The sequence below is a fragment of the Pseudaestuariivita atlantica genome (assembly GCF_001205715.1).
Lineage (GTDB): Bacteria > Pseudomonadota > Alphaproteobacteria > Rhodobacterales > Rhodobacteraceae > Pseudaestuariivita > Pseudaestuariivita atlantica.
The window spans coordinates 246,652-272,056 of the sequence record NZ_AQQZ01000006.1; the positions used below are offsets into that span (position 1 = coordinate 246,652).

At 67.2% G+C, this 25,405-nt stretch carries 24 protein-coding genes and 1 tRNA gene; 17 read left to right on the forward strand and 8 right to left on the reverse strand.

Annotation, left to right across the window (positions count from 1 at the left end; genetic code table 11):
* Positions 1-137 precede the first annotated feature (137 nt).
* The 3 genes from ATO11_RS14560 to ATO11_RS14570 all read left to right on the forward strand — a co-directional run bounded on the left by ATO11_RS14560 (position 138) and on the right by ATO11_RS14570 (position 2,946).
* Positions 138-1,535 carry a cytochrome ubiquinol oxidase subunit I gene (locus ATO11_RS14560; RefSeq protein ID WP_050531626.1) on the forward strand — a complete coding sequence of 466 codons (1,398 nt, stop codon included), beginning with the start codon at positions 138-140 and terminating at the stop codon, positions 1,533-1,535.
* Positions 1,536-1,559: 24 nt separating this feature from the next.
* Positions 1,560-2,570: a cytochrome d ubiquinol oxidase subunit II gene (locus ATO11_RS14565; protein ID WP_050531627.1), complete on the forward strand. Its 1,011-nt coding sequence runs from the start codon at positions 1,560-1,562 to the stop codon at positions 2,568-2,570.
* A gap of 157 nt (positions 2,571-2,727) precedes the next feature.
* Complete coding sequence (locus ATO11_RS14570; RefSeq protein ID WP_050531628.1) at positions 2,728-2,946, forward strand: hypothetical protein; 219 nt, start codon at positions 2,728-2,730, stop codon at positions 2,944-2,946.
* Positions 2,947-3,058: 112 nt separating this feature from the next.
* Here ATO11_RS14570 and ATO11_RS14575 read toward each other — a convergent pair.
* Positions 3,059-3,145 (reverse strand) — tRNA-Leu (locus ATO11_RS14575).
* A gap of 27 nt (positions 3,146-3,172) precedes the next feature.
* Positions 3,173-3,697, reverse strand: coding sequence for a DUF2306 domain-containing protein (locus ATO11_RS14580; protein WP_050531629.1), 525 nt, complete (start codon positions 3,695-3,697; stop codon positions 3,173-3,175).
* Positions 3,698-3,797: 100 nt separating this feature from the next.
* Here ATO11_RS14580 and ATO11_RS14585 point away from each other — a divergent pair, with 100 nt between their 5' ends.
* Positions 3,798-4,562, forward strand: a complete 765-nt coding sequence (locus ATO11_RS14585; protein WP_050531630.1) for a LytTR family DNA-binding domain-containing protein — start codon at positions 3,798-3,800, stop codon at positions 4,560-4,562.
* 1 nt (position 4,563) lies between these two features.
* Positions 4,564-5,238 carry a lipoyl(octanoyl) transferase LipB gene (gene lipB, locus ATO11_RS14590; protein ID WP_050531631.1) on the forward strand — a complete coding sequence of 225 codons (675 nt, stop codon included), beginning with the start codon at positions 4,564-4,566 and terminating at the stop codon, positions 5,236-5,238.
* Positions 5,239-5,241: 3 nt separating this feature from the next.
* Here the strand turns inward: lipB and ATO11_RS14595 are convergent, their stop codons facing one another.
* Positions 5,242-5,475, reverse strand: a complete 234-nt coding sequence (locus ATO11_RS14595; protein ID WP_050531632.1) for a hypothetical protein — start codon at positions 5,473-5,475, stop codon at positions 5,242-5,244.
* Positions 5,476-5,812: 337 nt separating this feature from the next.
* Here ATO11_RS14595 and ctaD point away from each other — a divergent pair, with 337 nt between their 5' ends.
* From ctaD to ATO11_RS14625, 6 genes are all read left to right on the forward strand, one after another.
* Positions 5,813-7,483, forward strand: coding sequence for a cytochrome c oxidase subunit I (gene ctaD, locus ATO11_RS14600; protein WP_050531633.1), 1,671 nt, complete (start codon positions 5,813-5,815; stop codon positions 7,481-7,483).
* Positions 7,484-7,558: 75 nt separating this feature from the next.
* Complete coding sequence (locus tag ATO11_RS14605) at positions 7,559-7,753, forward strand: hypothetical protein (protein ID WP_050531634.1); 195 nt, start codon at positions 7,559-7,561, stop codon at positions 7,751-7,753.
* Positions 7,754-7,792: 39 nt separating this feature from the next.
* Entirely contained in the window at positions 7,793-8,101 is a 309-nt protein-coding gene (locus ATO11_RS14610) for a hypothetical protein (protein WP_134643130.1), read from the forward strand.
* Between the two features lie 46 nt (positions 8,102-8,147).
* Positions 8,148-8,984, forward strand: coding sequence for a COG3904 family protein (locus ATO11_RS14615; RefSeq protein ID WP_050531636.1), 837 nt, complete (start codon positions 8,148-8,150; stop codon positions 8,982-8,984).
* A 96-nt stretch (positions 8,985-9,080) separates the two neighbouring features.
* Positions 9,081-9,572 carry a DUF2244 domain-containing protein gene (locus ATO11_RS14620; RefSeq protein WP_050531637.1) on the forward strand — a complete coding sequence of 164 codons (492 nt, stop codon included), beginning with the start codon at positions 9,081-9,083 and terminating at the stop codon, positions 9,570-9,572.
* Position 9,573: 1 nt separating this feature from the next.
* The gene (locus tag ATO11_RS14625; protein WP_050531638.1) at positions 9,574-10,518 is read left to right on the forward strand and encodes a hypothetical protein; all 945 of its coding nucleotides are present in this window, start codon (positions 9,574-9,576) and stop codon (positions 10,516-10,518) included.
* On the opposite strand, the gene ATO11_RS14630 is transcribed toward ATO11_RS14625, so the two are convergent.
* A complete protein-coding gene (locus tag ATO11_RS14630) occupies positions 10,490-10,960 on the reverse strand; it encodes a GatB/YqeY domain-containing protein (RefSeq protein WP_050531639.1) in 471 nt (156 codons plus the stop codon). The two genes, ATO11_RS14625 and ATO11_RS14630, sit on opposite strands and share 29 nt — an antisense overlap.
* A gap of 148 nt (positions 10,961-11,108) precedes the next feature.
* Between ATO11_RS14630 and carA the strand changes: the two genes are divergently transcribed.
* Entirely contained in the window at positions 11,109-12,254 is a 1,146-nt protein-coding gene (gene carA, locus ATO11_RS14635; RefSeq protein WP_050531666.1) for a glutamine-hydrolyzing carbamoyl-phosphate synthase small subunit, read from the forward strand.
* Between the two features lie 95 nt (positions 12,255-12,349).
* Positions 12,350-14,194, forward strand: coding sequence for a glycosyltransferase (locus tag ATO11_RS14640; protein WP_082176342.1), 1,845 nt, complete (start codon positions 12,350-12,352; stop codon positions 14,192-14,194).
* A gap of 6 nt (positions 14,195-14,200) precedes the next feature.
* Here the strand turns inward: ATO11_RS14640 and queA are convergent, their stop codons facing one another.
* Both queA and ATO11_RS14650 read right to left on the reverse strand, forming a co-directional pair.
* Positions 14,201-15,247, reverse strand: a complete 1,047-nt coding sequence (queA, locus tag ATO11_RS14645; RefSeq protein WP_050531640.1) for a tRNA preQ1(34) S-adenosylmethionine ribosyltransferase-isomerase QueA — start codon at positions 15,245-15,247, stop codon at positions 14,201-14,203.
* A gap of 6 nt (positions 15,248-15,253) precedes the next feature.
* Complete coding sequence (locus ATO11_RS14650; RefSeq protein ID WP_134643131.1) at positions 15,254-18,580, reverse strand: YhdP family protein; 3,327 nt, start codon at positions 18,578-18,580, stop codon at positions 15,254-15,256.
* A 107-nt stretch (positions 18,581-18,687) separates the two neighbouring features.
* Between ATO11_RS14650 and ATO11_RS14655 the strand changes: the two genes are divergently transcribed.
* From ATO11_RS14655 to ATO11_RS14670, 4 genes are all read left to right on the forward strand, one after another.
* Entirely contained in the window at positions 18,688-19,146 is a 459-nt protein-coding gene (locus tag ATO11_RS14655; protein ID WP_050531668.1) for a peroxiredoxin, read from the forward strand.
* Positions 19,147-19,195: 49 nt separating this feature from the next.
* Entirely contained in the window at positions 19,196-20,005 is an 810-nt protein-coding gene (locus tag ATO11_RS14660; RefSeq protein WP_082176343.1) for a ferritin-like domain-containing protein, read from the forward strand.
* Between the two features lie 208 nt (positions 20,006-20,213).
* Positions 20,214-21,530, forward strand: coding sequence for a M23 family metallopeptidase (locus tag ATO11_RS14665; RefSeq protein WP_165586984.1), 1,317 nt, complete (start codon positions 20,214-20,216; stop codon positions 21,528-21,530).
* Positions 21,520-22,041, forward strand: coding sequence for a bactofilin family protein (locus tag ATO11_RS14670; protein WP_050531642.1), 522 nt, complete (start codon positions 21,520-21,522; stop codon positions 22,039-22,041). The genes ATO11_RS14665 and ATO11_RS14670 overlap by 11 nt, the downstream gene beginning before the upstream one ends.
* A gap of 73 nt (positions 22,042-22,114) precedes the next feature.
* Here the strand turns inward: ATO11_RS14670 and ATO11_RS14675 are convergent, their stop codons facing one another.
* Positions 22,115-23,587 (reverse strand): calcium-binding protein, encoded by a 1,473-nt coding sequence (locus tag ATO11_RS14675; RefSeq protein WP_050531643.1) that lies wholly within the window; start codon positions 23,585-23,587, stop codon positions 22,115-22,117.
* A 180-nt stretch (positions 23,588-23,767) separates the two neighbouring features.
* Positions 23,768-25,243: a calcium-binding protein gene (locus ATO11_RS14680; RefSeq protein ID WP_165586985.1), complete on the reverse strand. Its 1,476-nt coding sequence runs from the start codon at positions 25,241-25,243 to the stop codon at positions 23,768-23,770.
* Positions 25,244-25,405 lie beyond the last annotated feature (162 nt).

The following is a 25,405-nucleotide window of genomic DNA, read 5'->3' on the forward strand; positions in this document are numbered from 1 at the left end:
ACCAATATTTGCGCCATTGGCCGCACTACGGGCCCGCAAACCCGCGCCATGGCGTCGCAGCCGGTTGTGCCCCGCGCACGGGTGCCTAACTGGGCGGTAACCGCAGACACACCCCATGACCCGAAAGGCTTACGCATATGGACACGCTCCTTCTGTCGCGCATCCAGTTCGGCGCCAACATCTCGTTCCACATCCTGTTCCCGACGATCACCATCGCGCTCGGCTGGGTTCTTCTGTTCTTCAAGCTCCGCTTCAACGCCACCGGCGACATGAAGTGGATGGACGCCTACCGCTTCTGGGTGAAGGTGTTCGCGCTGTCCTTTGCCATGGGCGTCGTGTCGGGCATCACCATGTCCTTCCAGTTCGGCACCAACTGGCCGGGGTTCATGGAAACCGTCGGCAACATCGCCGGGCCTCTCCTGGCCTACGAGGTGCTGACCGCCTTCTTCCTCGAAGCGGCGTTCCTCGGCATCATGCTGTTCGGCTTCTCGCGCGTGCCCGGCTGGCTGCATACCACCGCGACCGTGCTGGTGGCCTTCGGCACCACCCTGTCCGCCTTCTGGATCCTTGTCCTCAACTCGTGGATGCACACCCCCGCGGGGTACGAGATCCGCGATGGCGTCGTCTTTGCCTCTGACTGGCTGGCGGTGATCTTCAACCCCTCCATGCCCTACCGGCTGGCGCACGTGCTGCTGGCCTCGGGCCTGACCGTGGCCTTCCTGATCGCGGGGCTGGCGGCCTTCCGCTGGCTGGTAGGCGAACGCAGCGCGACCGTGCGCACGCAGCTGAAAACCGGCGTGGCGCTTGGCGCGCTGCTGATCCCGGTGCAGATCTTCGTGGGCGACATGCACGGGCTGAACACGCTGGAGCACCAGCCCGCCAAGGTCGCGGCGATGGAGGGCAACTGGGAGACGCAGTCGAACGTGCCGCTTCTGCTGTTCGCGATCCCGGATGAAGAGACCCGCAGCAACCGCTACGAGGTGGGCATCCCCAACCTCGCCTCCATCATCCTCAAGCACAAGGCAGAGGGCGTCGTGCCCGGCCTGAACGATTTCGTGGCCGAAGACGGCACGCCCGAACACCCGCCCGTCCTGCCCGTGTTCTGGAGCTTCCGCACCATGGTCGGCACGGGGTTCGCGATGCTATTCGTCAGCTGGGCCGCCGTGGGGTTCATGGCGTGGCGTCGGCGCGGCGTCGAAGGCCTGCCCAAGCCGCTTCTGTGGGTGCTGGTGCCCATGGCGGGATCGGGCTGGCTGGCAACTCTCGCGGGCTGGTACACGACCGAGATCGGGCGCCAGCCGTGGCTCGTGACCGGGCTTCTGACCACCGAACAGGCTGTGGCCGAGGTGCCCGCGCCGCTCGTCGGTTCGACACTGGCGGTCTACCTCGTCGTCTATGCCGCGCTGCTGGCCGCCTATATCGGCGTGCTGTTCTACCTCAGCCTGCGTGCGGCGCGTGGGCAACTGGGCACCCGCCCCGACCCGCGCGACCCGGTGCCGGCCTCCCGTGGCGGCGTCCAGATTCCCGCCGAATGACCTGAACCCCGAAAGGACCGCGTGATGGACATCTTCGGAGACCCCGCCCAATGGCTGCCCCTAACCTTTGCCGGGCTGATGGGGCTGTCGATCCTGATCTACGTGGTCCTCGACGGGTTCGATCTGGGCGTGGGGCTGCTCTTTCCCTTCGCGGACGAGGCCGAGAAGGACCGCATGATCGCCTCGATCGGGCCGTTCTGGGACGCGAACGAGACGTGGCTGGTGATGGCCGTGGGCCTTCTGCTGGTGGCCTTCCCCACCGCGCACGGGATCATCCTGACGGCGCTTTACCTGCCGGTCGCGGTGATGCTGGTGGGCCTGATCCTGCGCGGCGTCGCGTTCGAGTTCCGGGCTAAGGCCCCGCCCGCGCACAAGCGCGCGTGGAACATGGCCTTCTTCACCGGGTCGCTGATGGCCGCGCTGTCGCAGGGCTGGATGCTGGGGATCTACGTGATGGGGCTGGAGACCACTTGGGCCACCGCCACCTTCGCCGCGCTGACCGCGCTGTTCCTGACCGTGGGCTACAGCTATATCGGGGCGGCGTGGGTCGTGCTGAAATCGGACAGCGCGCTGCAGACCAAGGCGGTTGGCTGGGCGCGTGGCGGCATCTTCGGTGTGCTTCTTGGGATCGCCGCGATCTCGGTCGCGTCGCCGCTGGCCAGCCCGCGCATCTTCGACAAGTGGTTCTCGTTTCCCGAGGCGCTTTTGCTGCTGCCCCTGCCGCTCATGTCCGGGATAGTGCTGCTGGCGCTCTGGTTCACGCTGGCGCGGCTGCCCAAGGCCGATGACAGCTTTGCGTGGGTCCCGTTCGCGGCGGGTGTCGTGCTGTTCGCGCTGGCCTTCTTCGGGCTGGCCTACAGCTTCTACCCCTACGTGGTGCCCGACCAGCTGACGATCTACGAGGCCGCCTCTGCCCCCGAATCGCTGTTCATCATCTTCCTCGGCGTCTGCATCGTGCTGCCGGTGATCGTGCTCTACTCCGCGCTCGCCTACACCGTGTTCCGCGGCAAGGCGACCGAACTGCGCTACGACTGACCGGACCTACCCAAGCCTCTCGTATCCGCACCCGCGCCGCACGGGTTATCGCCGGATCGCCGGCAAATGAACCTTCGAACTCATTGGAACCTATCGACAGATTGCATGTTTGCCTTATACGTGGGCAGCCACTTCAAGGGACTACACGGGGACCGACATGTCTACCCGCAACCAGATCGACAACACGATGCACGCTTTAGAGACCTATTTCGCAGTGGGCCTCGACGCGCATACGGATATGGACCGCCACGCGCTGCTGGTCGAATGCAAGCTGACCATCGACGCCCTGTGCGAACACCTCGAACTGGCCCAGCGGGCGCTGAACCTCGTCTGCGACCCGGAGAAATCGGCACAGGCCTTCCTCGAACGGCGCTGACGCTTCACGTCCCGCATCGGGCCTGACCGGCTCGGACGGCTTCACGAAGGTATCTGGATTGGCAGGATGGATTGGCGGGGGGGCCGGGCCGATCGCCGTGCCCTCAGCCAGTTGGTGCGGTCGAGAAGACTCGAACTTCCACGGGAGTTACCCCACAGCGACCTCAACGCTGCGCGTCTACCAATTCCGCCACGACCGCACTGTCACTGGCTTGGTAGGGGCGCGTTTAGCCCAAGCCTCCGGCCCCCGCAAGGCCTGACTTGCCCCTCTGCGCGGCCTGCCGGCGATTGCGCAGGGCGCGCAGGGCGATGGCCGCAAGGCAGACCGCGATCACCGCGTATCCAAGCTCGGGCCAGTCGGCAAAGAGCGCCCGATTGACCCGGCGACCGGGCAGGAAGTTGAAGAGCCCCGCGATCAGAAGGCCGTGCCAGAAAAGCCCCTCCATCGCCGCCCGGTGGGCGATGACATCGCCGCGCAGGATCGCCCGCATGCCCACCCACAGCGACCAGAGCGCAAGCAGCGCGAACCCGTGCAGCGGGCTGAAGGGGCCGATCACCTCGAACCCGCCGATGAAGAACGACGACAGCGCGACCCCCGCCATCGCCGCCACCCACGTATAGCCCGCAACCCGGTGCACCCCGTCATGGCGCCTGCGGAACATGGCGACGGGGCCGGACAAGAGCGCGGTCAGGGCAAACAGCACGTGGATCTGGATTTCGGCGGGGGCATGCAGCAACGGGGACAGGGTCATTTCGCTCTCTTTCTTTTGCGGGTAGAACCGGGATGACCCGAGGGGTGGAGCACCCCGCCCGATCCCGCCAGCGCGCTTACGCGAACGGAGCCTCCGATACGTGAACGACACTGTCCTGCACTCCACGCTTCGTGAATGGCGGGCCCATATCGTGGCCCCGACGACGCTGGTGCTGATGGCCTGCGCGGCGGGCCTGCTGACTCTGGCGGGTCCGTTCGGCACGGGCACGCGGCTGACGCTTCTGCCGCTGTTCCTTTACTGGTCGGTGCTCGTCGCCGCCTGCTATTCCGCCGGTTTCATCGTGTCGGGCCTTGTCGCCCGGCGATTGGCGCACCGCCCGCTCTACATCCGGCTGGCCGTGGCGAGCCTCGGGATCGGGACGCTGGTGACCGGGCTGGTGATCGCGTTGAACGCGCTTGTCTTCGGCTTCGTGCCCGCGCTGTCGGAAATCGGCCCGCTGGCGCTCGTGACCTTCGCCACCGCCGCGCTGGTGACGCTCGCCATCGACACCGTGCATCGCGCCGTGGCGCGGCCCGAGGACGCCGCGCCGCCCGCCATCCTCGACCGCCTGCCGCTCGACAAGCGCGGCGCGCTGCTGGCGCTGTCGGTCGAGGATCATTATGTCCGCGTGCGGACCGATGCGGGGGAAGAGATGGTGCTGATGCGGCTTGCCGACGCGATCCGGGAGGTGGGCGACGTGCCCGGCCTGCAGGTGCACCGCTCCCACTGGGTGGCCCTAGGCGCCGTGACAGCTGCCGCCCGCGCCGGCGACCGCGCGATCCTCACCCTGTCCGACGGGGCCGAGATCCCCGTCAGCCGCGCCAACCTGCCCGCCGTGCGCGAGGCCGGGCTCTTGCCGCGCTGACATGGTGGAGTGGATCGTCACACCGGGCCTCACCCCCTACCCCGAGGCCGTCGCGTGGATGGAGGCCCGCGCCACCGCCATCGCCGAGGGGCGCGCGGAGGAAGCCGTCTGGCTGGTCGAACACCCGCCGCTCTATACCGCCGGCACCTCGGCCAAGCCCGCCGACCTGACCGATCCCGACCGGTTCGACGTGTTCGAGACGCGGCGCGGCGGGCAATACACTTATCACGGCCCCGGCCAGCGCGTGGTCTACGTGCTTCTGGACGTGGGCAAACGCGGCCGCGACGTGCGCGCCTTCGTGCAACAGCTCGAACAATGGGTGATCGCGACGCTGGCGGAGTTCAACGTGACCGGGGAAATCCGCGACGGCCGCGTGGGCGTCTGGGTCACCCGGCCCGAAAAGCCGCCCCTGCCCGACGGCGCCCCGCGCGAGGACAAGATCGCCGCCATCGGCATCCGGCTGCGCAAATGGGTCAGCTTTCACGGGCTGTCGATCAACGTCGACCCGGACCTCGGCCATTTCGACGGCATCGTGCCCTGCGGCATCACCGGCCACGGCGTCACGTCGCTGATCGATCTTGGACTGCTGGTGGACATGGGGGACGTGGACGTCGCGCTACGGCGCACCTTCGCGGACGTGTTCGGCGGCGCAGATGACGCCGCCGACGACAGCTAGTCGTCAGACCTGATCGGCAAAGACCGAGGCAGAGATCGTCTCCCGCGTCAGCCCGCGGGCGGCCAACGCCTCGTCGCTCAGGTTGCGCAGCGCCTCGATCCGCGCGATGCGCAGGCGCAGCTTGCGCTGGCTGGGCGTCTCGAGCGCCTTTTCGATCCATGTCAGGATACGGTGGGACCAGCCGAAGCCGAAAGTACGCTCGGCAATGCGGGGCGTCTCGGTTGTCATCATGGTCATGGCAGCACCTCTTGTCATTCACACCGGCAGCCAGTGTGCGCTCTCACCTCTTAACGTAGCGATAACGCGGAAGTTCCACAGGTCCGGAATACCCAACTCCGCAGCGGCGTCCCGTTGCAGTGTGCCCGTGTCCCGGCCGGGCGTGGCACCTGCACCGAAAAGGGGTAACCGGCGCCACCCGGACGGCCCGGCAACCGGGCCGCCGCAATGTCGCACCCTGCGGCAAAGTCGTACATTGCCGCCCGCGATAGGCTCGGCTAGACAGGCGTCCAAACGGGGGCAGTGCGACTCGCGCCGCCCTTCCAGACACTTGTCGCCAGAAACGAGGGAGCTCCACATGGCCGACGCCGCCATTCACGGGACAGAGCACGAAGATCAGCGGGGCTTCTTTACCCGCTGGTTCATGTCCACCAACCACAAAGACATCGGTATCCTCTACCTGGTCGTTTCGGCCTTCATGGGGTTCGTGTCCGTCGCCTTCACCGTCTACATGCGGATGGAGCTGATGGAGCCGGGTGTGCAGCTGATGTGCCTCGAAGGCGCGCGGCTGTTCCCGTCGGCGGCCGAATGTACCCCGAACGGGCACCTCTGGAACGTGCTGATCACGGGCCACGGCATCCTGATGATGTTCTTCGTCGTGATCCCGGCGCTTTTCGGCGGTTTCGGCAACTATTTCATGCCGTTGCAGATCGGCGCGCCGGACATGGCGTTCCCGCGGATGAACAACCTGTCCTTCTGGCTGTACGTCGCCGGTTCGTCGCTGGCGGTCCTGTCGGTGCTGATGCCGGGCGGCAACGACCAGGCCGGCTCGGGCGTGGGCTGGGTCCTGTACCCGCCGCTCTCGGTCAACGAAGGCGGCATGTCGATGGATTTCGCGATCTTCGCCGTGCACGTGTCGGGCGCCTCGTCGATCCTCGGCGCGATCAACATGATCACCACCTTCCTCAACATGCGCGCTCCGGGCATGAGCCTGTTCAAGGTGCCGCTGTTCTCGTGGTCGATCTTCATCACCGCGTGGCTGATCCTGCTGTCGCTGCCGGTTCTGGCGGGCGCGATCACCATGCTGCTGACCGACCGGAACTTCGGGACGACCTTCTTCGACCCGGCCGGTGGCGGTGACCCGATCCTCTACCAGCACATCCTGTGGTTCTTCGGCCACCCGGAAGTCTACATCATCATCCTGCCCGGCTTCGGCATCATCAGCCACGTGATCGCGACCTTCTCGCGCAAGCCGGTCTTTGGCTACCTGCCGATGGTCTGGGCGCTGATCGCGATCGGCGCGCTCGGCTTCGTCGTGTGGGCGCACCACATGTACACCGTGGGCATGTCGCTCACCCAGCAATCCTACTTCATGCTGGCCACGATGGTCATCGCGGTTCCGACCGGCGTGAAGGTCTTCTCGTGGATCGCCACGATGTGGGGCGGCTCGGTCGAGTTCAAGACGCCGATGCTCTGGGCGATGGGCTTTTTGTTCCTCTTCACCCTCGGCGGCGTGACCGGCATCGTCCTGTCGCAGGCCGGCATCGACCGCGTCTACCACGACACCTACTACGTGGTGGCACACTTCCACTACGTGATGTCGCTGGGTGCCGTCTTCGCCATCTTCGCGGGTATCTACTTCTACCTGCCGAAGATGACGGGCCGCATGTACCCTGAATTCTGGGGCAAGCTGCACTTCTGGATGATGTTCATCGGGGCCAACCTGACGTTCTTCCCGCAGCACTTCCTCGGCCGTCAGGGCATGCCGCGTCGCTACATCGACTACCCCGAGCAGTTCGCCTACTGGAACTACGTCTCGTCGTGGGGCGCGTTCCTGTCCTTCGCGTCGTTCCTGATGTTCTTTGGCATCATCGCCTACACCCTCCGGGCCGGCGCACGGGTGACCGAGAACAACCCGTGGAACGAGTATGCTGACACGCTGGAATGGACCCTTCCGTCCCCGCCGCCGGAGCACACGTTCGAAATCCTGCCCAAGCGGGAAGACTGGGACAAGCAGCACTCGCACTGAGGCGCTTGACCAGGCAGAGTTGCGGAGAGCCCCGGATACGTCCGGGGCTTTCTTTTTTTGGGCGGGAGGACAGAGATGGTGTTGGGATCAACCCTGCTGGCGCTGCTAGCCTTCGCACCCCTTGTCCTCGTCCTCGGCGGGCCGGGCTGGCCCAACCGGGTGATGCTGGCCATTCCCGCCCTCTGGGCGCTCGTCGTTGTCCTTGTGATCCTGGTGGCCGAGCAGGGAGCGAGAGGCACAAACTCCGCCGCCTATCACGACACCTATTAGTTCGTGACAACGGGCGGGTACGGGACCGCGATCCTCGCCATGCTGGTCGGCGGCGTGATCGCGGTTTTCGCGCTCCGGCATCTCGGGGCATTGCGTGTCCCGCGCGCGCTCGCGCTCACCTTCGCCACGTTTCACATCGGCCTCGTGGCCGCCCACGCCTCCACCGCCCTCCTCGCTCTCACTGCGACCCCTGAGCGGCTGCTCGACGCGCCCGCCACCGTCTCGACCGCCTTCCAGATTGCATCCGTCGGCGGGGTGATCTCGCCCGCTGCGGCGCTTGTCTATCTCGCTCTGGTCGCCTGGTGCGTCTGGGCCCGCTGGCGCCATGGCCCGGTGCCCCCGGCCTGACGCCGAAAGGTCCCCGTATCCGGCCAAGCCGTGGTAGGATAGCCCCATGACCCGCTGGCTGCATCCCTTGCGCCACCACTGGCGCGGTGACCTGCCCATCCTCTGGACGCTGGCGGGTCCGATCGCGGGCGTGACCCTGCTGACCCTGTGGCTCGCGCGATCCGTCCCCTCCGCCACGCCCCTGCGCTGGGTCGTCTTCGCGGCCCTCGCCGTGGTGCTCTTCTGGCAGGTCATCGGCACGGCCCGTGCTTCCCGCCTCACGCTGCGCAGCGGCGCCGACCGGCCGCTCGGCGTGCTGGGCTACGGCGCCGCCGGGCTGGTGCTGGCGCTCGGCCTCGTAATGCTGGTCGAGATCGGAACCCCGCCAGCCCCGCCACCGCCCCCCGGCACGGCGGGCCATGCCAGCGTGACCCGCACCGGCGCGACCCTGCACCTGCAGGGCGAAATCGAGCTGCGCAGCTACTACGCGCTGGAACGCGCTCTCACCCGCCCGCCGGCAATCACCCGCCTGACGCTCGACAGCCCCGGCGGGGCGGTGCACGCCGCCCGCGGCATCGCGCGGCTGGTGCGGGAGGCCGGGCTCGACACCCATGTCACCGGGCGCTGCCACAGCGCCTGCCCGCTCATCCTGATCGCGGGACGCAACCGCAGCGCCGACCCCGCGGCGCGGATCGGCTTTCACAGCTATGCCACGCCCGGATATGCCAATACCGGCCCGCTGGTGCTTGACGACGCGGCCGCCTCGCAACGCCGCGATGCCGCCGCCTTCCGCGCCCAGGGCGTGTCCGAGGCCTTCATCGCGCGGATGTTCGACGCCGCCCACGACACGCTCTGGCTGCCCGACCACGCGACCTTGCGCGCCTCTGGCGTGCTGACGCGCTAACCCGCCGCGAGGCCGCCCACCAGGGCGGATGAGCAGCCAGCCGCCTGCGGCCAGATGTCCCTTTCCCGAACCCCACCCCGCTCCTACACTTGTTCCATGCCCTATCGCTGGTCCGACACCGCCGATCCGACGCCCACGCTCACGCTTTGGCCGCACCGCTCGCTGCCGCGCGCGGGCTTTGCCGCGGTCGTGCTCGGGTGCTTCACGGCGATCACCCTGCCGCTCTATGGCCTGCTCGGCACGGTGCTCCTCTGGGGCCTGCTGCCGTTTCTGCTGATGGCGGTCGGCGCGCTCTGGTGGGGGCTCGAAGCCTCCTACCGCTCGGGCGAGATCGAGGAACGGCTCGTCTTCACCGATCCCGACCTGCACCTCACCCGCCGCAACCCGAAGGGCGACACGCAGGAATGGCAGTGCAACGCCTACTGGGCGCGGGCCACCCTGCACCCCAAGGGCGGGCCGGTCCCGAACTACGTCACCCTCAGCGGCAATGGCCGCGAGGTCGAAATCGGCGCCTTCCTGTCCGAGGATGAACGCAAGGCGCTCTACTTGGACCTTGACCACCGGCTGCGGGGGATGCACCTCGGGTGACATGACCACCCGACCTGCTCCGCGCACGGCGCAAGCCCCCGCCCCGCCCAAATGGCACCGCACCGCCCTGCGCGCGGCACCGTGGCTTGCGCGGCTCGGCTTCCTGACGCCCAACGCCTCGGAACGCGCAGCACTTGCCCTGCGGGATGCCGCCCCGGCGCTGCGTTCCGCCGCAGAGGTCGTCTTCCTGATCCCGCTGGTGGGTCGTGACGCCGTGCAGGACTGGCCCGGCACGGTGGCCCGCCTGCACGCGACGCTGGCGCAGTTCCAGCGACAGACCGACCCGCGCTGGCGGGCGGTGATCTGCGGGCAGGACGCGCCGGACGACCTGCCGGACGACCCGCGCATCGCGTGGCTGCCCTTCACCGAAGAGGTGGACGGCAACGACAAGTGGGCCAAGCTCGCCGCGCTCACCGCGCCGGGGTCCGCGCACCTGCAAACGCCCGCCTATGCCATGACCTTCGATGCCGACGACCTCGCCTCCCCCGACCTCGTGGCCGAGATGCTGACCCGCGCCGCGCCGGGTGGCTACCTTGTCGAACGCGGATATGTCTGGAACGTCGGCACCGGAGCGGTCGGGGCCGCGCGCCCGCAATCGCTGACCGAACCGGGGGCCAAGGCGTTCTGGAAGCTGTGTGGCTCCTGCGCCGCCCTGCGGATCGACCCGGCGGCGGGCCCCGAAGGCCCGGCGCTGCTACAGGCGATGAGCGCGCATGAACACCGCATGTTCCCGCATCTCGCGGCACTGGCCGGACAGCGGCTGACACCGCTTCGCGCGGCATCGGTCGTGTACCTGCTGAACCACGGCGACAATTTCGGCGCCCGCCGCGGGCGCGTGGGGTTCAAGGCGCGTTACGTCGACCGCTTCGCGCTCTCGCCCTCCGAACGGGCGGCGTTCGACGCCGCCTTCCCCGGCCTTATCCAGTCGCCGACAGACGGTCCTTGATCTTGGGACCCACCGCGCCGAAATCCATCTGGCCGGTATGGTTGGCCTTCAGCACGCCCATCACGCGGCCCATGTCGCGGATCGAGCTTGCACCGACCTCGGCCAGTGCGGCGTCGATCGCGGCCTCGACCTCGGTCTCGTCGAGCTTGCGGGGCAGGAACTCTTCCACCACCACGATCTCGGCCAGTTCGCGCTCGGCCAGGTCCAGCCGCCCGCCCTCTTCATAGGCCTTGGCGCTTTCCTGGCGCTGCTTGACCATCTTGCCGAGGATCGCCAGCACCTCGTCGTCGCTGACGCCCTCGTCGTTGCCCGTGGCACGGGCCGCGATGTCCTTGTCCTTGATCGCCGCCGAGATCAGCCGCAGCGTGCCCAGACGCTCGGCTGCCTTCTCCTTCATCGCTGCCTTGGTCGCTTTCGACAGGCGCGCGCGCAGTTCGCTCATCGGTCATCCCCAATCGATGGTTCGAGCGCCCTCTCTATCCCCGCCGCCCCTTCAATTCAAGCGCGCACCGCCCCTTGACGCTCCCCGGAGGCCTGCGTATCTCACCGACAATTTGCCCGACCCCCAAGTCTGCCCGAAGGGAATGCCCATGCCGCACCGCACGCCCCGCCCGACCGCCTGCCTCGCCCTCGCCGACGGAACGCTGTTTTACGGGCGCGGGTTCGGTGCCACGGGCACGCGCACGGCAGAGCTGTGCTTCAACACCGCCATGACGGGCTACCAGGAGATTATGACCGACCCCTCCTATGCGGGCCAGATCGTGACCTTCACCTTCCCCCATATCGGCAATGTGGGCGTGAACCCCGACGATGACGAGACCGCCGACCCGGTGGCCGAGGGCATGGTCGTCAAGTGGTCCCCGACCGAGCCGTCGAACTGGCGTGCGGTCGAACGCCTGTCGGACTGGCTGGCGCGGCGCGGACGGGTCGCCATCGGCGGCATCGACACGCGCCGCCTGACCCGCGCGATCCGCCAGCAGGGTGCGCCCCACGTGGCGCTGGCTCACGACCCCGAGGGCAATTTCGATGTCGAGGCGCTGGTCGCCGCGGCGCGCGGATTTTCCGGGCTCGAAGGGCTCGACCTCGCCAAGACGGTGACCTGCGCGCAAAGCTATCGCTGGAACGAAACCCGCTGGGCCTGGCCCGACGGGTTCGGCACCCAGACCGAGCCCAGGCACAAGGTCGTCGCCGTCGATTACGGCGCCAAGCGCAACATCCTGCGCTGCCTCGCCAGCGCCGGCTGCGACGTCACCGTGCTGCCCGCCACCGCCACGGCCGAGGACGTGCTGGCGCTGGATCCCGACGGCGTCTTCCTGTCGAACGGCCCCGGCGACCCGGCAGCGACCGGCGCATACGCCGTGCCGATGATCCAGGGCGTGCTGGACAAGGACCTGCCCGTCTTCGGCATCTGCCTCGGCCACCAGATGCTGGCGCTCGCGCTGGGGGGCAAGACCGTCAAGATGAACCACGGCCACCACGGCGCGAACCACCCGGTGAAGGACCTCGAGACCGGCAAGGTCGAGATCACGTCGATGAACCACGGCTTCGCCGTCGATGCGCAATCGCTGCCCTCCGGGGTCGAGGAAACGCACCGCTCGCTCTTCGACGGTTCGAATTGCGGCATCCGGCTGTCGGGCAAGCCCGTCTTCTCGGTCCAGCACCACCCCGAGGCCAGCCCCGGCCCGCAGGACAGCTTTTACCTGTTCGAGCGATTTGCCTCCTCCATGGGAAGATGACGGCTGATTTCCCCCACGATTTCCGGCGGAAATTAACCAAGCTTTAATCGAGATGAACGAATCTTTGCCGGCACGCGTGACAACGGAGCGCCGGCATGAGCAACGCATTGCTGCGGCCCGACACCACCGGGGTGCCACGGGGCGGGCAACATCACGGGGAACCACTGGGCCGGATCCTTCTGGAGACCGGCGCGCTTGGCGTTGACCAGCTGGCCCATGCCATGGCGTTGCAGGCGGCCTCCGGCGCCCCGGTCGAGGACGTGGCGCTGGCCGAGGGCATGATCTCGGCCACGGCACATGCCGAGGCGCGGGCACGTCACCACGCCGCGCTGCACGTGAGCCGCGACGCCACCCCTCCCGATCCCGAGTTGCGTCACCTTGTCGACGTCGAAACCTGCCTCGCCCACGCCATCGTGCCGTGGACGCGGATCGGCGATGCGATCCTCGTGGCCACGTCGCGCCCCGACACCTTCGATGCGGCGCGGGAGGCGCTGCCGAACGATATCGGGCCGGTCATCATGGGCCTGACCTCGGACCACGACCTGCACGACACGATCGCCGAATGGTACCGCGAGGACCTGCGCGCCGCGGCAGAGACGCGGGTGCCAGACGACCTGAGCTGCCGGTCGCTTGGCCGGACCAACGGTTTGCGCGCGGTGCCGCTTGTACTGGGGCTGGCGATGCTGGTCTTCCTTGTCCTCGCCCCGCAGGTCTTCTTCGCCGCGCTGGCGGGCTGGGCGGCGCTGTCCCTGCTGGCGGCGCTGGCGCTGAAACTCGCGGCCTTCGCCGCGCATTTCCGCGCGCCCCGCGATGCGCCCCTGCCGATGTTCCACCACCGCCCGCGCGTCTCGGTCCTCGTGCCGCTGTTCCACGAGACGGATATCGCGCAGGACCTCATCGCGCGGCTTCGGGCGATCACCTATCCCAAGGCGCTGCTCGACGTGGTGCTGGTGCTGGAAGAGGATGACAGCCAGACCCGCGACCTGATCGCCGGGACCGACCTGCCGCCATGGATGCGCACCATCGTGGTGCCCGACGGCGCGATCAGGACCAAGCCGCGCGCGATGAACTACGCGCTCGGCTTCGTGTCGTCCGAAATCGTCGGCATCTACGATGCCGAGGACGCGCCCGATCCCGACCAGATCGACCTTGTCGCGGCCCGTTTTGCCGAACGCCCGCGCGAAGTGGCCTGCCTGCAGGGGATCCTCGATTTCTACAACCCGCGCGCCAACTGGCTGTCGCGCTGCTTTGCCATCGAATACGCGACATGGTTCCGGGTGATCCTGCCCGGCCTCGCGCGGCTGGGCTTCGCGATCCCCCTCGGCGGCACAACCGTGTTCTTCCGCCGCGACGTGCTGGAAGAGGTGCATGGCTGGGACGCGCATAACGTCACCGAAGATGCCGACCTCGGCATCCGGCTGGCGCGGTTCGGCTACCGGACCGAACTGATCGCGACCGTGACGCGGGAGGAGGCCTGCAACCACGCCTGGCCCTGGGTGCGGCAACGCTCGCGCTGGCTCAAGGGCTACATGGTCACCTACCTCGCCCACATGCGCCACCCGCTGCGGCTGTGGCGTGACCTCAGGCCGTGGAAATTCCTCGGCTTCCAGGTGTTCTTCCTGTCCTCGCTGTCGCAATTCCTGCTGGCGCCGGTGCTGTGGTCCTTCTGGGTGGTGCTGATCGGCCTCGCCCACCCGCTCGACGCGTGGATCGGGGGCAGTGCCGTCTGGCATCTGGGCCTTGCCTTCCTGTTCTCGGAAGTGACGGCGCTGGTCATCGGGGCGGTGGCGGTGTCGCGCACCGATCACCGGGGGCTGACGCCGTGGATTCCCACGCTTGTCTTCTATTTCCCGCTGGGTTGCGCGGCGGCCTACAAGGGACTGATCGAGGTGCTGGCGCGGCCGTTTTTCTGGGACAAGACCACCCACGGCAAGGGCTGACCCGGTTCAGGGCTCCTGCGGCAACAGGATCGAGGCATCCCCGTAGCTGAAGAACCGGTATTCCCGCGCAATCGCATGGGCATAAATCTCGCGGATGCGCTCCGGTCCCATCAGGGCCGAGACGAGCATCATCAGCGTCGATTTCGGCAGGTGGAAATTGGTCATCAGCGCATCCGCCGCGCGGAAGCTGAAACCGGGCGTGATGAAGATGTCGGTCCAGCCCTCCCACGCCGCGACCTCTCCGGTCTCGCGCGCCGCCGTCTCGATCAGGCGCAGGGCGGTGGTGCCCACCGGGATCACCCGCCCTCCCTCCGCACGGGTCCGCGCGATGGCCTCTGCCGCCGCCTGCGGCACCCGGCCCCATTCGGCATGCATCTTGTGGTCGCGCACATCGTCGACCTTCACGGGCAGGAAGGTGCCCGCGCCCACGTGCAGCGTGACATGGGCGAACCCGACGCCCCGCGCCTCCAGCGCCTTCAGCAAGGGCGCATCGAAATGCAGCGATGCCGTGGGGGCTGCGACGGCCCCGTCCTCCGCCGCCCAGACGGTCTGGTAATCGTCGCGGTCGGCGGCATCGGCGGGGCGCAGCGCCTCGATATACGGCGGCAAGGGCATCGCGCCCGCCTCCTTCAAGGCGGCATCGAACGTGCCATCGGCTACGGTGAAGTCCAGCGTCGCCTGCCCGTCCGCCCGGCCCGTTACACGTGCCGACAGGCGGGGGGAGAACACGATCTCCTCCCCGTCCTTCACCTTGCGCAAGGGTTTCAACAGCGCCGTCCACGCCCCGTCACCCTGCGGTTCGAGAAGCGTCGCCTCGATCCGCGCGCGGGCCTCGCCGCGCACCCGCTCCCCGCTCAGCCGCGCGGGGATCACGCGGGTGTCGTTCAGGACCAGCAGGTCACCGGGGCGCAGCACCTGCGGCAGGTCGCTCACGATGCGGTCGGCGATGCTGTCGCGCCCCGCCACCAGCAGGCGGGCCGAGGACCGGGGCCGCGCCGGGCGCAGCGCGATCCGCCCCTCGGGCAAATCGAAATCGAAATCGGACAGCTTCATGCGCCGCTACTTAACCTTGGGCGGCGGCTTGCGGAAGAGATCGCGGAACATCCCCGGCGTCAGGATCGACATCGGGTTCACGCCGACCTTGGGATTGGCCGCCGTGCCCTTGATCCAGTAATGGAAGCCAAACAGCCCCTCCCGGTTGCGCGAGAAGATCGCGCCGATCCCGTTCAGCAGGTAGATGGGCGACACGACACCCTGCATGTCCATGTAGCCGTCCTTCATGCGGTAGATCCCGTCCATCGAGATACCCATCGACGGGCCGACGGCGCTTGATTTCGTGATGGTCACCCGGTCGGGTGCCAGCCGGAAATCGGCATCCACGTCGGAAAAGAAGATGCCTTCGCCCGCCATCTGGTCGATCAGGCCGACCACGCTGATCGCGCTGAGAAGCGCGGCGATGGCCGGCGCGTCGGTCAGGCGCGTGTTCTGTATCTTCAACGCGCCGTCGTAATGGCCCGGCCGGTCCGCCACGGGCCGCATGCGCAGGGTCAGCGCCCCGCCCGATGCGCGCCTCAGAAGCCCCGCCGCGCTCAGCGCCTTGCCGGCATCCTTCGAGCGCAATTCGAACCCGCTGCCATTCCGCGACGGCGTAACCCGCCCCTCGACCGTGGCGCGGCCGTTGACCTTGCCCCGGAACGACCCGTCAAGGCCCTTGCCCATGGTGAAACTGCCCTGGAACGGCGCAAGCCGGATCCCTTCCGAGATCACCAACTCCTCGACCACGATGGCGAGCGGGGCGTTGCCGCCCCCTGCCGCGCCACCACCGCTGCCCTGCCCCGCATCCGCGCCGAACGGGGCCGAGCGCATGTCGACCCGCGCGCCTTCCACCCGGATCGCGGGCGTGGCGTTTGCCCCGCGCGAGGTCAGCGTCACCGCGGCGTCCAGCCACGACCCCGCCCGCACCCGGTCAAGCCGCGCCGCCTTGAACGCGCCGTTCGGCCCGAGGTCCAGCGCGCCCGATGCCTTCAGCCCCGGCGCGCTGAGCGACAGGCGGTCCACCTTCGGCGCCTCGCCCAGCGACCCCGCCACGCGGAACTCGCCCGTCTGGCCCTGGCTCATCTGCCAGTTGATCGGCGGGATTTTCAGCCCCAGCCCCGCCAGCGAGGACGTCAGCGCGAAACTCGGCGCCTTGCCGCGTCCCAGCGTGATCGACAGATCGCCGGTGCCCTGTCCCGAAAGCGTGCCCTTGGGCAGCGTGATCCCGAAGGCGCGCAATCCTGAATCAGACAGCGTCACGCGCGCCTTCACCTCCCCCGGCACACCGGGTTTGCCCAGCGGCTGGCGCCACGACCCGTCGAACGGCACGTCCGACAACAGCCCCTTGCCCGCGATCACGATGGCCTCGGGATCGACGGTGACATCCAGCGAGGACGCGGCGAGCGTCCGTCCCTTGATCAGCGTGTCGCTGACCACGCCGGTCGCGGTGCCGCTGAAGGCATAAGTCACCTCGCCCGGCGCGAGCTTGGGCTTGATCGGCAGGGCGATGTCGCCCTCGAACCGCGCCCGCCCTTCCCTGGCCAGCGTCACCGGCTGCCCGGCCTTGGTCAGAAAGCGGAACGGCGGCTGATCCAGAAGCGACAGGATCGCCGTGACCGGCCCCTCGCCCTGCAGCGCGATTTCCGCCGGGTTCGGCCTGAGGCGCAGGTCGGGCATGACGTATTCGGTGCCGCCGACCTCGATCCGTCCGCCCTCGGGCGCGGTGATGTGGCCGCCCCGCGCGCTGACCGCCAGCCGCCCGTCATAGAGCGTGAACTGCCCCGACCCGTCCTCGATCGGTGGAAGTGTCTTCATGAACCGCACCCTGGCGTCGTCGAACCCGAACCCGAGGTAGAGGTTCACCTTCTGGTCGGCACCGGGTTCGCCGTTGCGCATTGCGAACTGCACGTTCGACAGAATCGCCTCGGGCACGTTGGTCGCCACCCAGTCGCGCGTCTTTTTCTTGAACTCGGCCGGCCACAACTCCATCACGCGCGGCGCTTCAAGCCGTTCGGCGACCGCCTCCAGCCCGTAGACCCAGCCATCCGGCCCCGCCGCCGCACGTCCCCTCACCGTGACCGGAAGGAACGGATCACGCAACACCGCCTGCCCCAGCTTCACCTCGAACGGGTCGAGCGTGACCTTCAGCGCAAGGTTGGCCGCGCCCAGTTCGCGTTCGCCGTCGAACACGTCGCCCATCGTCCCGGCCACGTGATCCAGCTGGAACTGGCCGGTATAGGCGGTGGGCAGCCCGTTGCGGATATCGCCCAACAGGACCTGCCCGCGCCCGCCCAGCGACAGCCACGCGCTGTCGAGGTCCAGAAGGTCGAACTGCAACTCCCCGCTCGCCGGGTCATAGACGAACCCGGTCCGCGCCGAGCGGAAGGGGATGGGGCGCGTCGCCTCGGTCGGCTGCACCACGCCCTCGCCCAGCGTCAGCGAGGCCTGCAAGGGCGACAGCCCGCCGCGCTGACCGATCTCGCCCGACAGGGTGCCCGAAATCGGCGCCCGCAACACGTCGAGCCACGCCAGAGCGGGCGATTGCGTGGCAAGGTCCTGCGCCGCGAAATCCGCCACGTCGAGCGCGAAGCGCGACTTGCCGGTGTCGAGGTCGGTCGTCATCTCCGCCTCGAGGCTCGCCACGTAGCTGCGCCCGCCGAGGACGGCGAAACTGCCCGCGACCGTCACGTCACGGTCCTCGCGGGTCACGTCCACGCGGCCCCCGTCCACCGTCCAGTTGCGGCCCGCCCGCGCGTCGTCGTAGCGGATCGTCAACCCGTCGAGCAGGACACGCTCCATCCCGTCGAGCCGCGGATCGTTGAGCGTGGTGGTCACCGCCTCCAGCGCGCTGGGAAGGTCGGAAAACTGCGCCCGCGCTCCGCCGCCCTGCCCGAAGGACAGATCCAGCGTGCCATCCCGCGCGCGGCCCACGGCAACGACGACGCCCGACACGTGCAGGTCGCGCGCCCGCACCTGTCCCTGCGCCACCGCGCCGAAGGACAGGCCGAGATCGATATCGTTCAGGCTCAGCCGCGTCAGGCCCTGCAGGTCCGACAATTCCACGTCCTGCAACCCGATCCTCGGGCGCAGGTCGTCCTCGAACGCGACGCGCATGCGGGACACGCGGATGTCGTGCTGCGGCAAAAGCTCCTGCAGGCGCGCCTCGACCCGGCGCTCCACCCATGCCGGCGCCTCGAAGGCGCGGCCCGGCAGGGTCAGCGCCAGCCCCCCGCCGGCCACGCCCAGCACCACCGCGATGCACAACAGCCACAGCGCGGCGCGGCCCATCCGCGCCGCCGCCCGACCGCCGCTCCCGGACGGTTCGTCCGGCCCTGTCACCGCTTCGCTCACGCGCGCTGCACCTTTCCCCGATTGCAACCGTTCGGCTGGGCTTTATTGTGCCGCGACGCGGCCTAGTTTGGAACCGGCAAGACCGCAACATGCGCAAGGAGACGCCGATGCCCGCCGATACCCTCACCGCTCCCGCCCTGATCCTGCCGCGCGACGGCGGCGGCACCGTCGATCTGTCCGCCGTGGGCGGGCCTTACGTGCTGTTCTTCTACCCCAAGGACGACACGCCCGGCTGCACCAAGGAATCCATCGCCTTCACAGGCCTTCTGCCCGAGTTCGACGCGGCGGGCGTCAAGGTCTTCGGCTGTTCGCGCGACACGGTCGCCAAGCACGACAAGTTCATCGCCAAGCACGACCTCGGCATGCCGCTTCTGTCGGACGAGGACGGCGCGCTGACCGAACATTTCGACGTCTGGGTGGAAAAGCAGATGTACGGCAAGACCTACATGGGCATCGAACGGTCCACCTTCCTGATCGACGCCGACGGCAACGTCGCCCGCGAATGGCGCAAAGTGAAGGTGCCGGGCCACGCCGAAGAGGTGCTGGAGGCCGCGAAGGCGCTGTAAGGCCCTTTCCGGCTGGCGCTTTCCCGTACCGCAGGCTTAGACAGTCCACATGACCCAGACGCTTTGCGACATGGCGGTGGAGGTGCTGACGACACCCGATGGCCGCGCCAAGACCGCTCTCAGCCGCCGCCACGCCGCGACGTGGTTCGCCGCGCGGGAGGCTGGCACGCCGCTGCCCGTGGGCACCGCCAAGCCGCCCCTGCGCCCCGCACGCCCCGATGCGCCCGAACTGCTCGACCCGCGCGATGTGCCGAAACGCAAGCCCGGCAGCCCGCAGGGCCGCATCGCGCTGTTGCACGCCGTGGCGCATATCGAACTGAATGCCGTGGACCTGCACTGGGACATCATCCCGCGCTTTGCCCATGTGAACATGCCCTTGGGATTCTACGATGACTGGGTGAAGGCGGCGGACGAAGAATCCAAGTATTTCAACCTGATGTGCGATTGCCTTGAGGAACTGGGCAGCCATTACGGCGCCCTGCCCGCCCATGCCGGCATGTGGCGCGCGGCCGAGGACACGGTGGACGACTTCATGGGCCGGCTGGCGGTGGTGCCCATGGTGCTGGAGGCGCGCGGGCTCGACGTCACGCCCGGCATGATCGAGATCTTCCGCAAGGCGGACGCCACCAGCGCCGTCGCCGCGCTCGAAACTATCTATGCCGAGGAAGTGGGCCATGTCGCCTATGGCTCGAAATGGTTCCATTTCCTCTGCGGCCGCCACGATCACGACCCCAAGGACGCCTTCCACACCCTCGTGCAACGCTACTTCAAGGGCGCGCTCAAACCGCCCTTCAACGAGGAAAAAAGGGCCGAGGCGGGATTGCCGCCGGACTTCTACTGGCCGCTGGCCGCAAGTTGACGTAGGGGCAACAAATCGGGAGATAACCCGGTGGAATCGGCAAGTTTTTGCCATTTGGCACCGGTTATCCACAGGACGCCGCCGGTGCTGCGCAAAAATGTTGCGTCGAAAAGCAAGGTCTGATTAACCGATCTGCAGGGTGCCGCTTGGGGAGGCGAGCGCCGGGTCCATACGTGGGCCGACGTTGGGGAACAGGGAGCAAGGCAGCATGCGCACTCGGCTGGCGATCAAGGTAGATCATATCCTTGAGAAATACTTTCCGGAACGCCGTCTGTTCCTGCGCTCTGAAACCGATACCCGCTTCATCCGTCTCCGCCCGACCACCCAGTTGATGGCCTTTGCCGGGTCGGCCACGATCGTCGCATGGGCGATCATCGCCTCGGCGATCCTGCTGATGGACTCGATCGGGTCCGGCAATTTCCGCGAACAGGCCAAGCGTGACCAGCAGACCTACCTGCAACGCCTGAACGCGCTGAGCTACGAGCGCGACATGCGCACGGACGAGGCGCTGGCCGCCCAGAAACGGTTCAACACCGCGCTGGCGCAGGTGTCGGTCATGCAGGAACAGCTTCTGCAATCCGAAACCCGCCGCCGCGAGCTGGAAACCGGGATCGAGGTGATCCAGGCCACGCTGCGCAAGACCATGAAAGAGCGCGAGACCGCCCGCGAGGAGGCCGAGCAGCTTCACGCCGCGCTTGACGGCAGCGGCGGCGGCTCGCTGCCCGCGGCCCATGGCGGATCGGACGCAACCGTCGATCTTCTGGCCGAAGCGCTGGCCACCACCGCCGCCGAACGCGACCAGGTTGTGGCCGATGCACAGGATGCGCTGGTTCGTGCCGACGAGATGCAGGCGGAAATTCGCCTGCTCGAAGAAAAGAACGATCGCATCTTCCGCCAGCTCGAAGAAGCGATGACGATCTCGGTCAAGCCGCTCGACAAGATGTTCAAGCAGGCGGGCCTGAACACCGACAGCCTGCTGAAGACCGTGCGCCGCGGTTATTCCGGCCAGGGCGGCCCGATGGCGCCTCTCAGCTTCTCGACCCGCGGCGAAGACCCTTCGGCGGACACGCTGCGCGCAAATCGCCTTCTGAATCAGATGGATAAGCTGAACGTCTACCGCATCGCGGCGCAGAAGGCCCCGTTTGCCATGCCGCTGAAATCGGCGTTCCGCTTCACTTCGGGCTTCGGTCCGCGCTGGGGCCGGATGCATTCGGGCACCGATTTCGCCGCTGCGCACGGCACCCCGATCTACGCCACCGCCGACGGCGTCGTCACCCATGCCGGGTGGAGCTCGGGCTATGGCAAGCTGGTGAAAATCCAGCACGAGTTCGGCATCGAAACGCGTTATGCCCACAACTCGAAGCTGTTCGTGAAAGTTGGCCAAAGGGTCTCGCGCGGGCAGAAGATTAGTGCTATGGGGAATACCGGACGCTCCACCGGGACCCACCTGCATTACGAAGTGCGGGTTGGCGGTCGTGCGGTGAACCCCATGATCTACATCAAGGCTGCAAACAATGTTTTCTAAAAGCAAAATCAACGATCCGGCACCGAAACCGGATTCGGGCGCGACGCCGGCACCCTCTGCCGCGAAAGACAGCGCACCCGCGCCGAAATCCGAGTTCAAGGCCGCCGCGCCCAAGCAGAAGGCGCCCGCCTCTGTCCTGTCGAACGACCTGCACATCACCGGCAACATCAAGACGACCGGCGACATACAGGTCGAAGGCACGGTCGAAGGCGACATCCGCGCGCACCTGCTGACCATCGGTGAAAGCGCCACGATCAAGGGTGAAGTCATGGCCGACGACGTCGTCGTGAACGGCCGCGTCGTGGGCCGCGTGCGCGGCCTGAAGGTCCGCCTGACCGCCACCGCGCGGGTCGAAGGCGACATCGTGCACAAGACCATCGCGATCGAGTCCGGCGCGCATTTCGAAGGCTCGGTGCAGCGCCAGGACGATCCGCTGAATTCCAAGGCAAAGCTTCCGGGCGCCGCCACCGCGTCCGCGGCCCCTGCCCCGGCAGCCTCCGCCGCCGAATAAAACCGCCTCTCCAGGCGCAAGACGATACGCCCCGCAGGCCACCCGGCCCGCGGGGCGTTTCCGTCTTACCCGCTCACAACAGGAAGTCGCCGGCGGCCAGCATCACCTCGCCGGTCAGCTCGATCTCGAAATCGGTGAACGCGTCGCCGTTGGTGTCGGCCTCGATGATGGTGTTGCCGCGATCGTCGAGGCGATAGCGCAACTGCCCCGCCACCCCGGTGAAATCCGCACTGCCGATGAAGTCGAAGGCCTGGTTGCGGCCCACGGTCACGTCGGCGTCGATGCGGCCGATCTCGATCCGGTCCACGCCTGACACGAAATCGGTGATCACGTCGCGCTCTCCCTCGCCGATCCCGCTATCGAGCGGCGAGAAATAGATGAACCGGTCGCGCTGTGCCGGGTCGCCACCGCCGGTCATGATGTCGGCACCGATATTGCCGTAAAGCGCATCGGCCCCGCCTTCACCGTTCAGAACGTCGTCACCGGCCCTGCCATACAGCCGGTCGGAAAAACCGCCACCGAAGAAGGTGTTGATCCCGGCATCGCCCCGCAGCGCGTCCACCACGTCGCTGCCCTGGAAGACCTCGACATGCAGGTATTCCTTGTCGACCCCGTCACCGAAATTGAACCGCGTGTTCTGCAAGTCGACGCTGACGCGGGTGGTGGAATTGGCAAAGCTGACGGTGTCGATGCCGTCGCCCCCGTCGATCTGCTGCATGCCGCTCGACGCCATGATCGTGTCGTCGCCCTCGAAGCCATAAAATGCGCCCGGAGCACCGCCGATCATGTCGTCGCCCGCGGTGCCGAACCAGGCATCGGCGCCGATATCGATAAAGCTGAGCGAATAGTCGACAGGCCCACCTCCCTGATCGCGGATCACCGCCACGTAGAAAGACGTGGTGGCGGTCGGGGTATACTGGATCGACGGAGAACCGCCGGCAGATCCGACGTCGCGCGCGATCCAGTCGGACAGGACTCCGGTCCAGTCGGATTGATAAAGAAGAACGGCCAGATCGTTGGCCATGTCGATATTCCCCGCATCGAACTGGTAGGTCCGGCCCGCGAACAACTCGACCGCGTAGACATCGTCATCGGGCGTGCCGTCGACCGACACGGTGCCGGTCACGTCCTCGCCAAGGTACAGCACCGCCTCGGTATCCGGTCCGCCCGACGGTTCGACCGGGGTTGCGATGATCTCCAGCGCGTAATTTCCGACCGACGCGTCGTTGAACGACCCCGCCGACAGGAAGAATGTCGATGTCGTGCTGCTTGTGAAGGTGAACGAGCTGTTCAACGAGCCGATGATATCGTCGTTCTCGATCACCGTCAGGCCGTTGAACAACACGCCTCGCAGGTAGGTGTCGACGCCGGACCCGCCGCGCTCCGACAGGTTGACGGTATAGGTCATGCGCGGCTCGATCACGAGGCCCACGAAATCGCGGTCTCCTCCTGCGTCAAGCGTCCCGTTCAGCACGTCACCCGGCGCCAGCGTCAGCGGCGTCGAGATGTCGTCCGGCAGGTCGGTGCCTTCTACGAAAGTGGCCATGGATCGCCCTCCCCCCAGTTGGAGCGCGCGTCAGCCGCCCGCACCGGTTATCGGGGCAATCCGGGTTGACGCATCGTCGATGCCTAGGGGTGAGGATTGATTCACACAATGCAAACCTCTGATTTGCATTGCCTTTCCGCACAATTGGCCGCGCCCCCGTGCAGGGGGCGCAGGGCCTGGTCAGATCAGGAAGTCGGTCACGGCGAGGTCCATGGTGCCGGTCAGCTCGATCTCGAAATCCGAAGCACCGTCGCCATCGGTGTCGGCCTGGATGATCGTGTTGCCCTGTGCCGAGTTGAAATACCGCAACTCGCCCGGCGTGCCGGAAAAGCCCGTCCGCCCGATCCAGTCGAAATCCTGGTTGCCGCCGCGCGTCGTGTCGGCGTCGAGCCGGCCGATCTCGATCCGGTCCACGCCGGTCACGAAATCAGTGATCACGTCCCGGTTCTCGCGCCCGACCCCGCTGTCGGAATTCTGGAAATAGATGAACCGGTCACGCTGCATCGGATCGCCGCCGCCGGTCAGTACGTCGGCCCCGGCATTGCCGTACAGCGCATCCGCGCCGGTCTCCCCGTCCAGCTTGTCATTGCCCGCGCGTCCGTACAGCCGGTCGCTGAACCCGCCGCCGAAGAACGTGTTGTCATCCGCGTCGCCCCGCAACTGGTCGGCAAAGCCGCCCGCGCGGAAGACCTCGACCGACAGGTAGGAGTTGCCGACCGCATCGCCGAAATCGAACCGGTCGTTCTGCAGGTCTTCCATCACGCGGCCCGTCGCGTTTTCGAACGATACCTCGTCTTCGCCCTCGCCGCCGTGGAACGCCTCTGCCGTCGTTCCGGCCAGCAGGGTGTCGTTGCCGTCGAGGCCGTAAAAGGTCGTGGTGCCGTTCATGGCCTGCATGCTGTCCGCGCCCGCCGTTCCGACTTCGGCGTCGCTGCCCGTGTCTTCCACGGTCACCACGTAATTCCCGGTATCCGCCGGGTTCGAGGCCAGCACGTCGATGAAGTAAAGGCCCGTCTCCGTCGTCGTCCACGTCACCCGCGCATCGTTGTCTGGCCCGCCATTGTCATTGCCCCGCAGGAAGGTGCCGTCGCCGGTGCGGAAGCGCAGGAAGCTGTCGTCCAGTTCGGACGCCGACCCGTCGCCACCCACGTCGATCTGGTAGGTCCGGTCGGTGAACAGCTCGACCCCGATCCAGTCGCGGTCGCTGCCGGTTTCCAGCTCGTTTGCGAAGGTGCCGCCCGCGTACATCAGCGCGTCGCTGAACCGGTCGGCGGGCAGGTCCGCGGGCCGGGATTCGACGCTCAGTTCATAGCGGCCGGTGTAGTAATCGGCATACCCGCCGGCAGAGATGTAGTAGGTCGCGGTCTCGGTCGGCGTGAATTGCATGTAGCTGTCGAGGCCCGGCCCGCTGTCGTCATCGCGCCGGACAAAGCTGCCATCGGCATCGAAAAGCCGCAGATACGGGTCGCGCAGTTCCCCGTTCGTCTGGTCGCCTTCCAGCCGGATCTCATAGGTGAAGCCTTCTTCCAGCGTGATCTCGTACCAGTCGCGATCACCGCGGACGTGCAGGTTGCCAAGGTAGGTATCCCCGGCGGCGAAACTGTAGGTCGTGGATGTCGAAGCGTCGGCGTCAGCGCCTTCACGGAAAGTCGTCATTTCCATCTCCAATTCATTTCAAGAAAATTCGTGCAAATAGAATTTGGTCTATGTGCAATTCCAGATTACCGAGGAGGCAATTGCCATCCACGATAATCCGGAATTACAGGGGTTTTTGACGATTTTCGCCCTGGTTTTGACGATAGCCGCCTAGATCAGGAA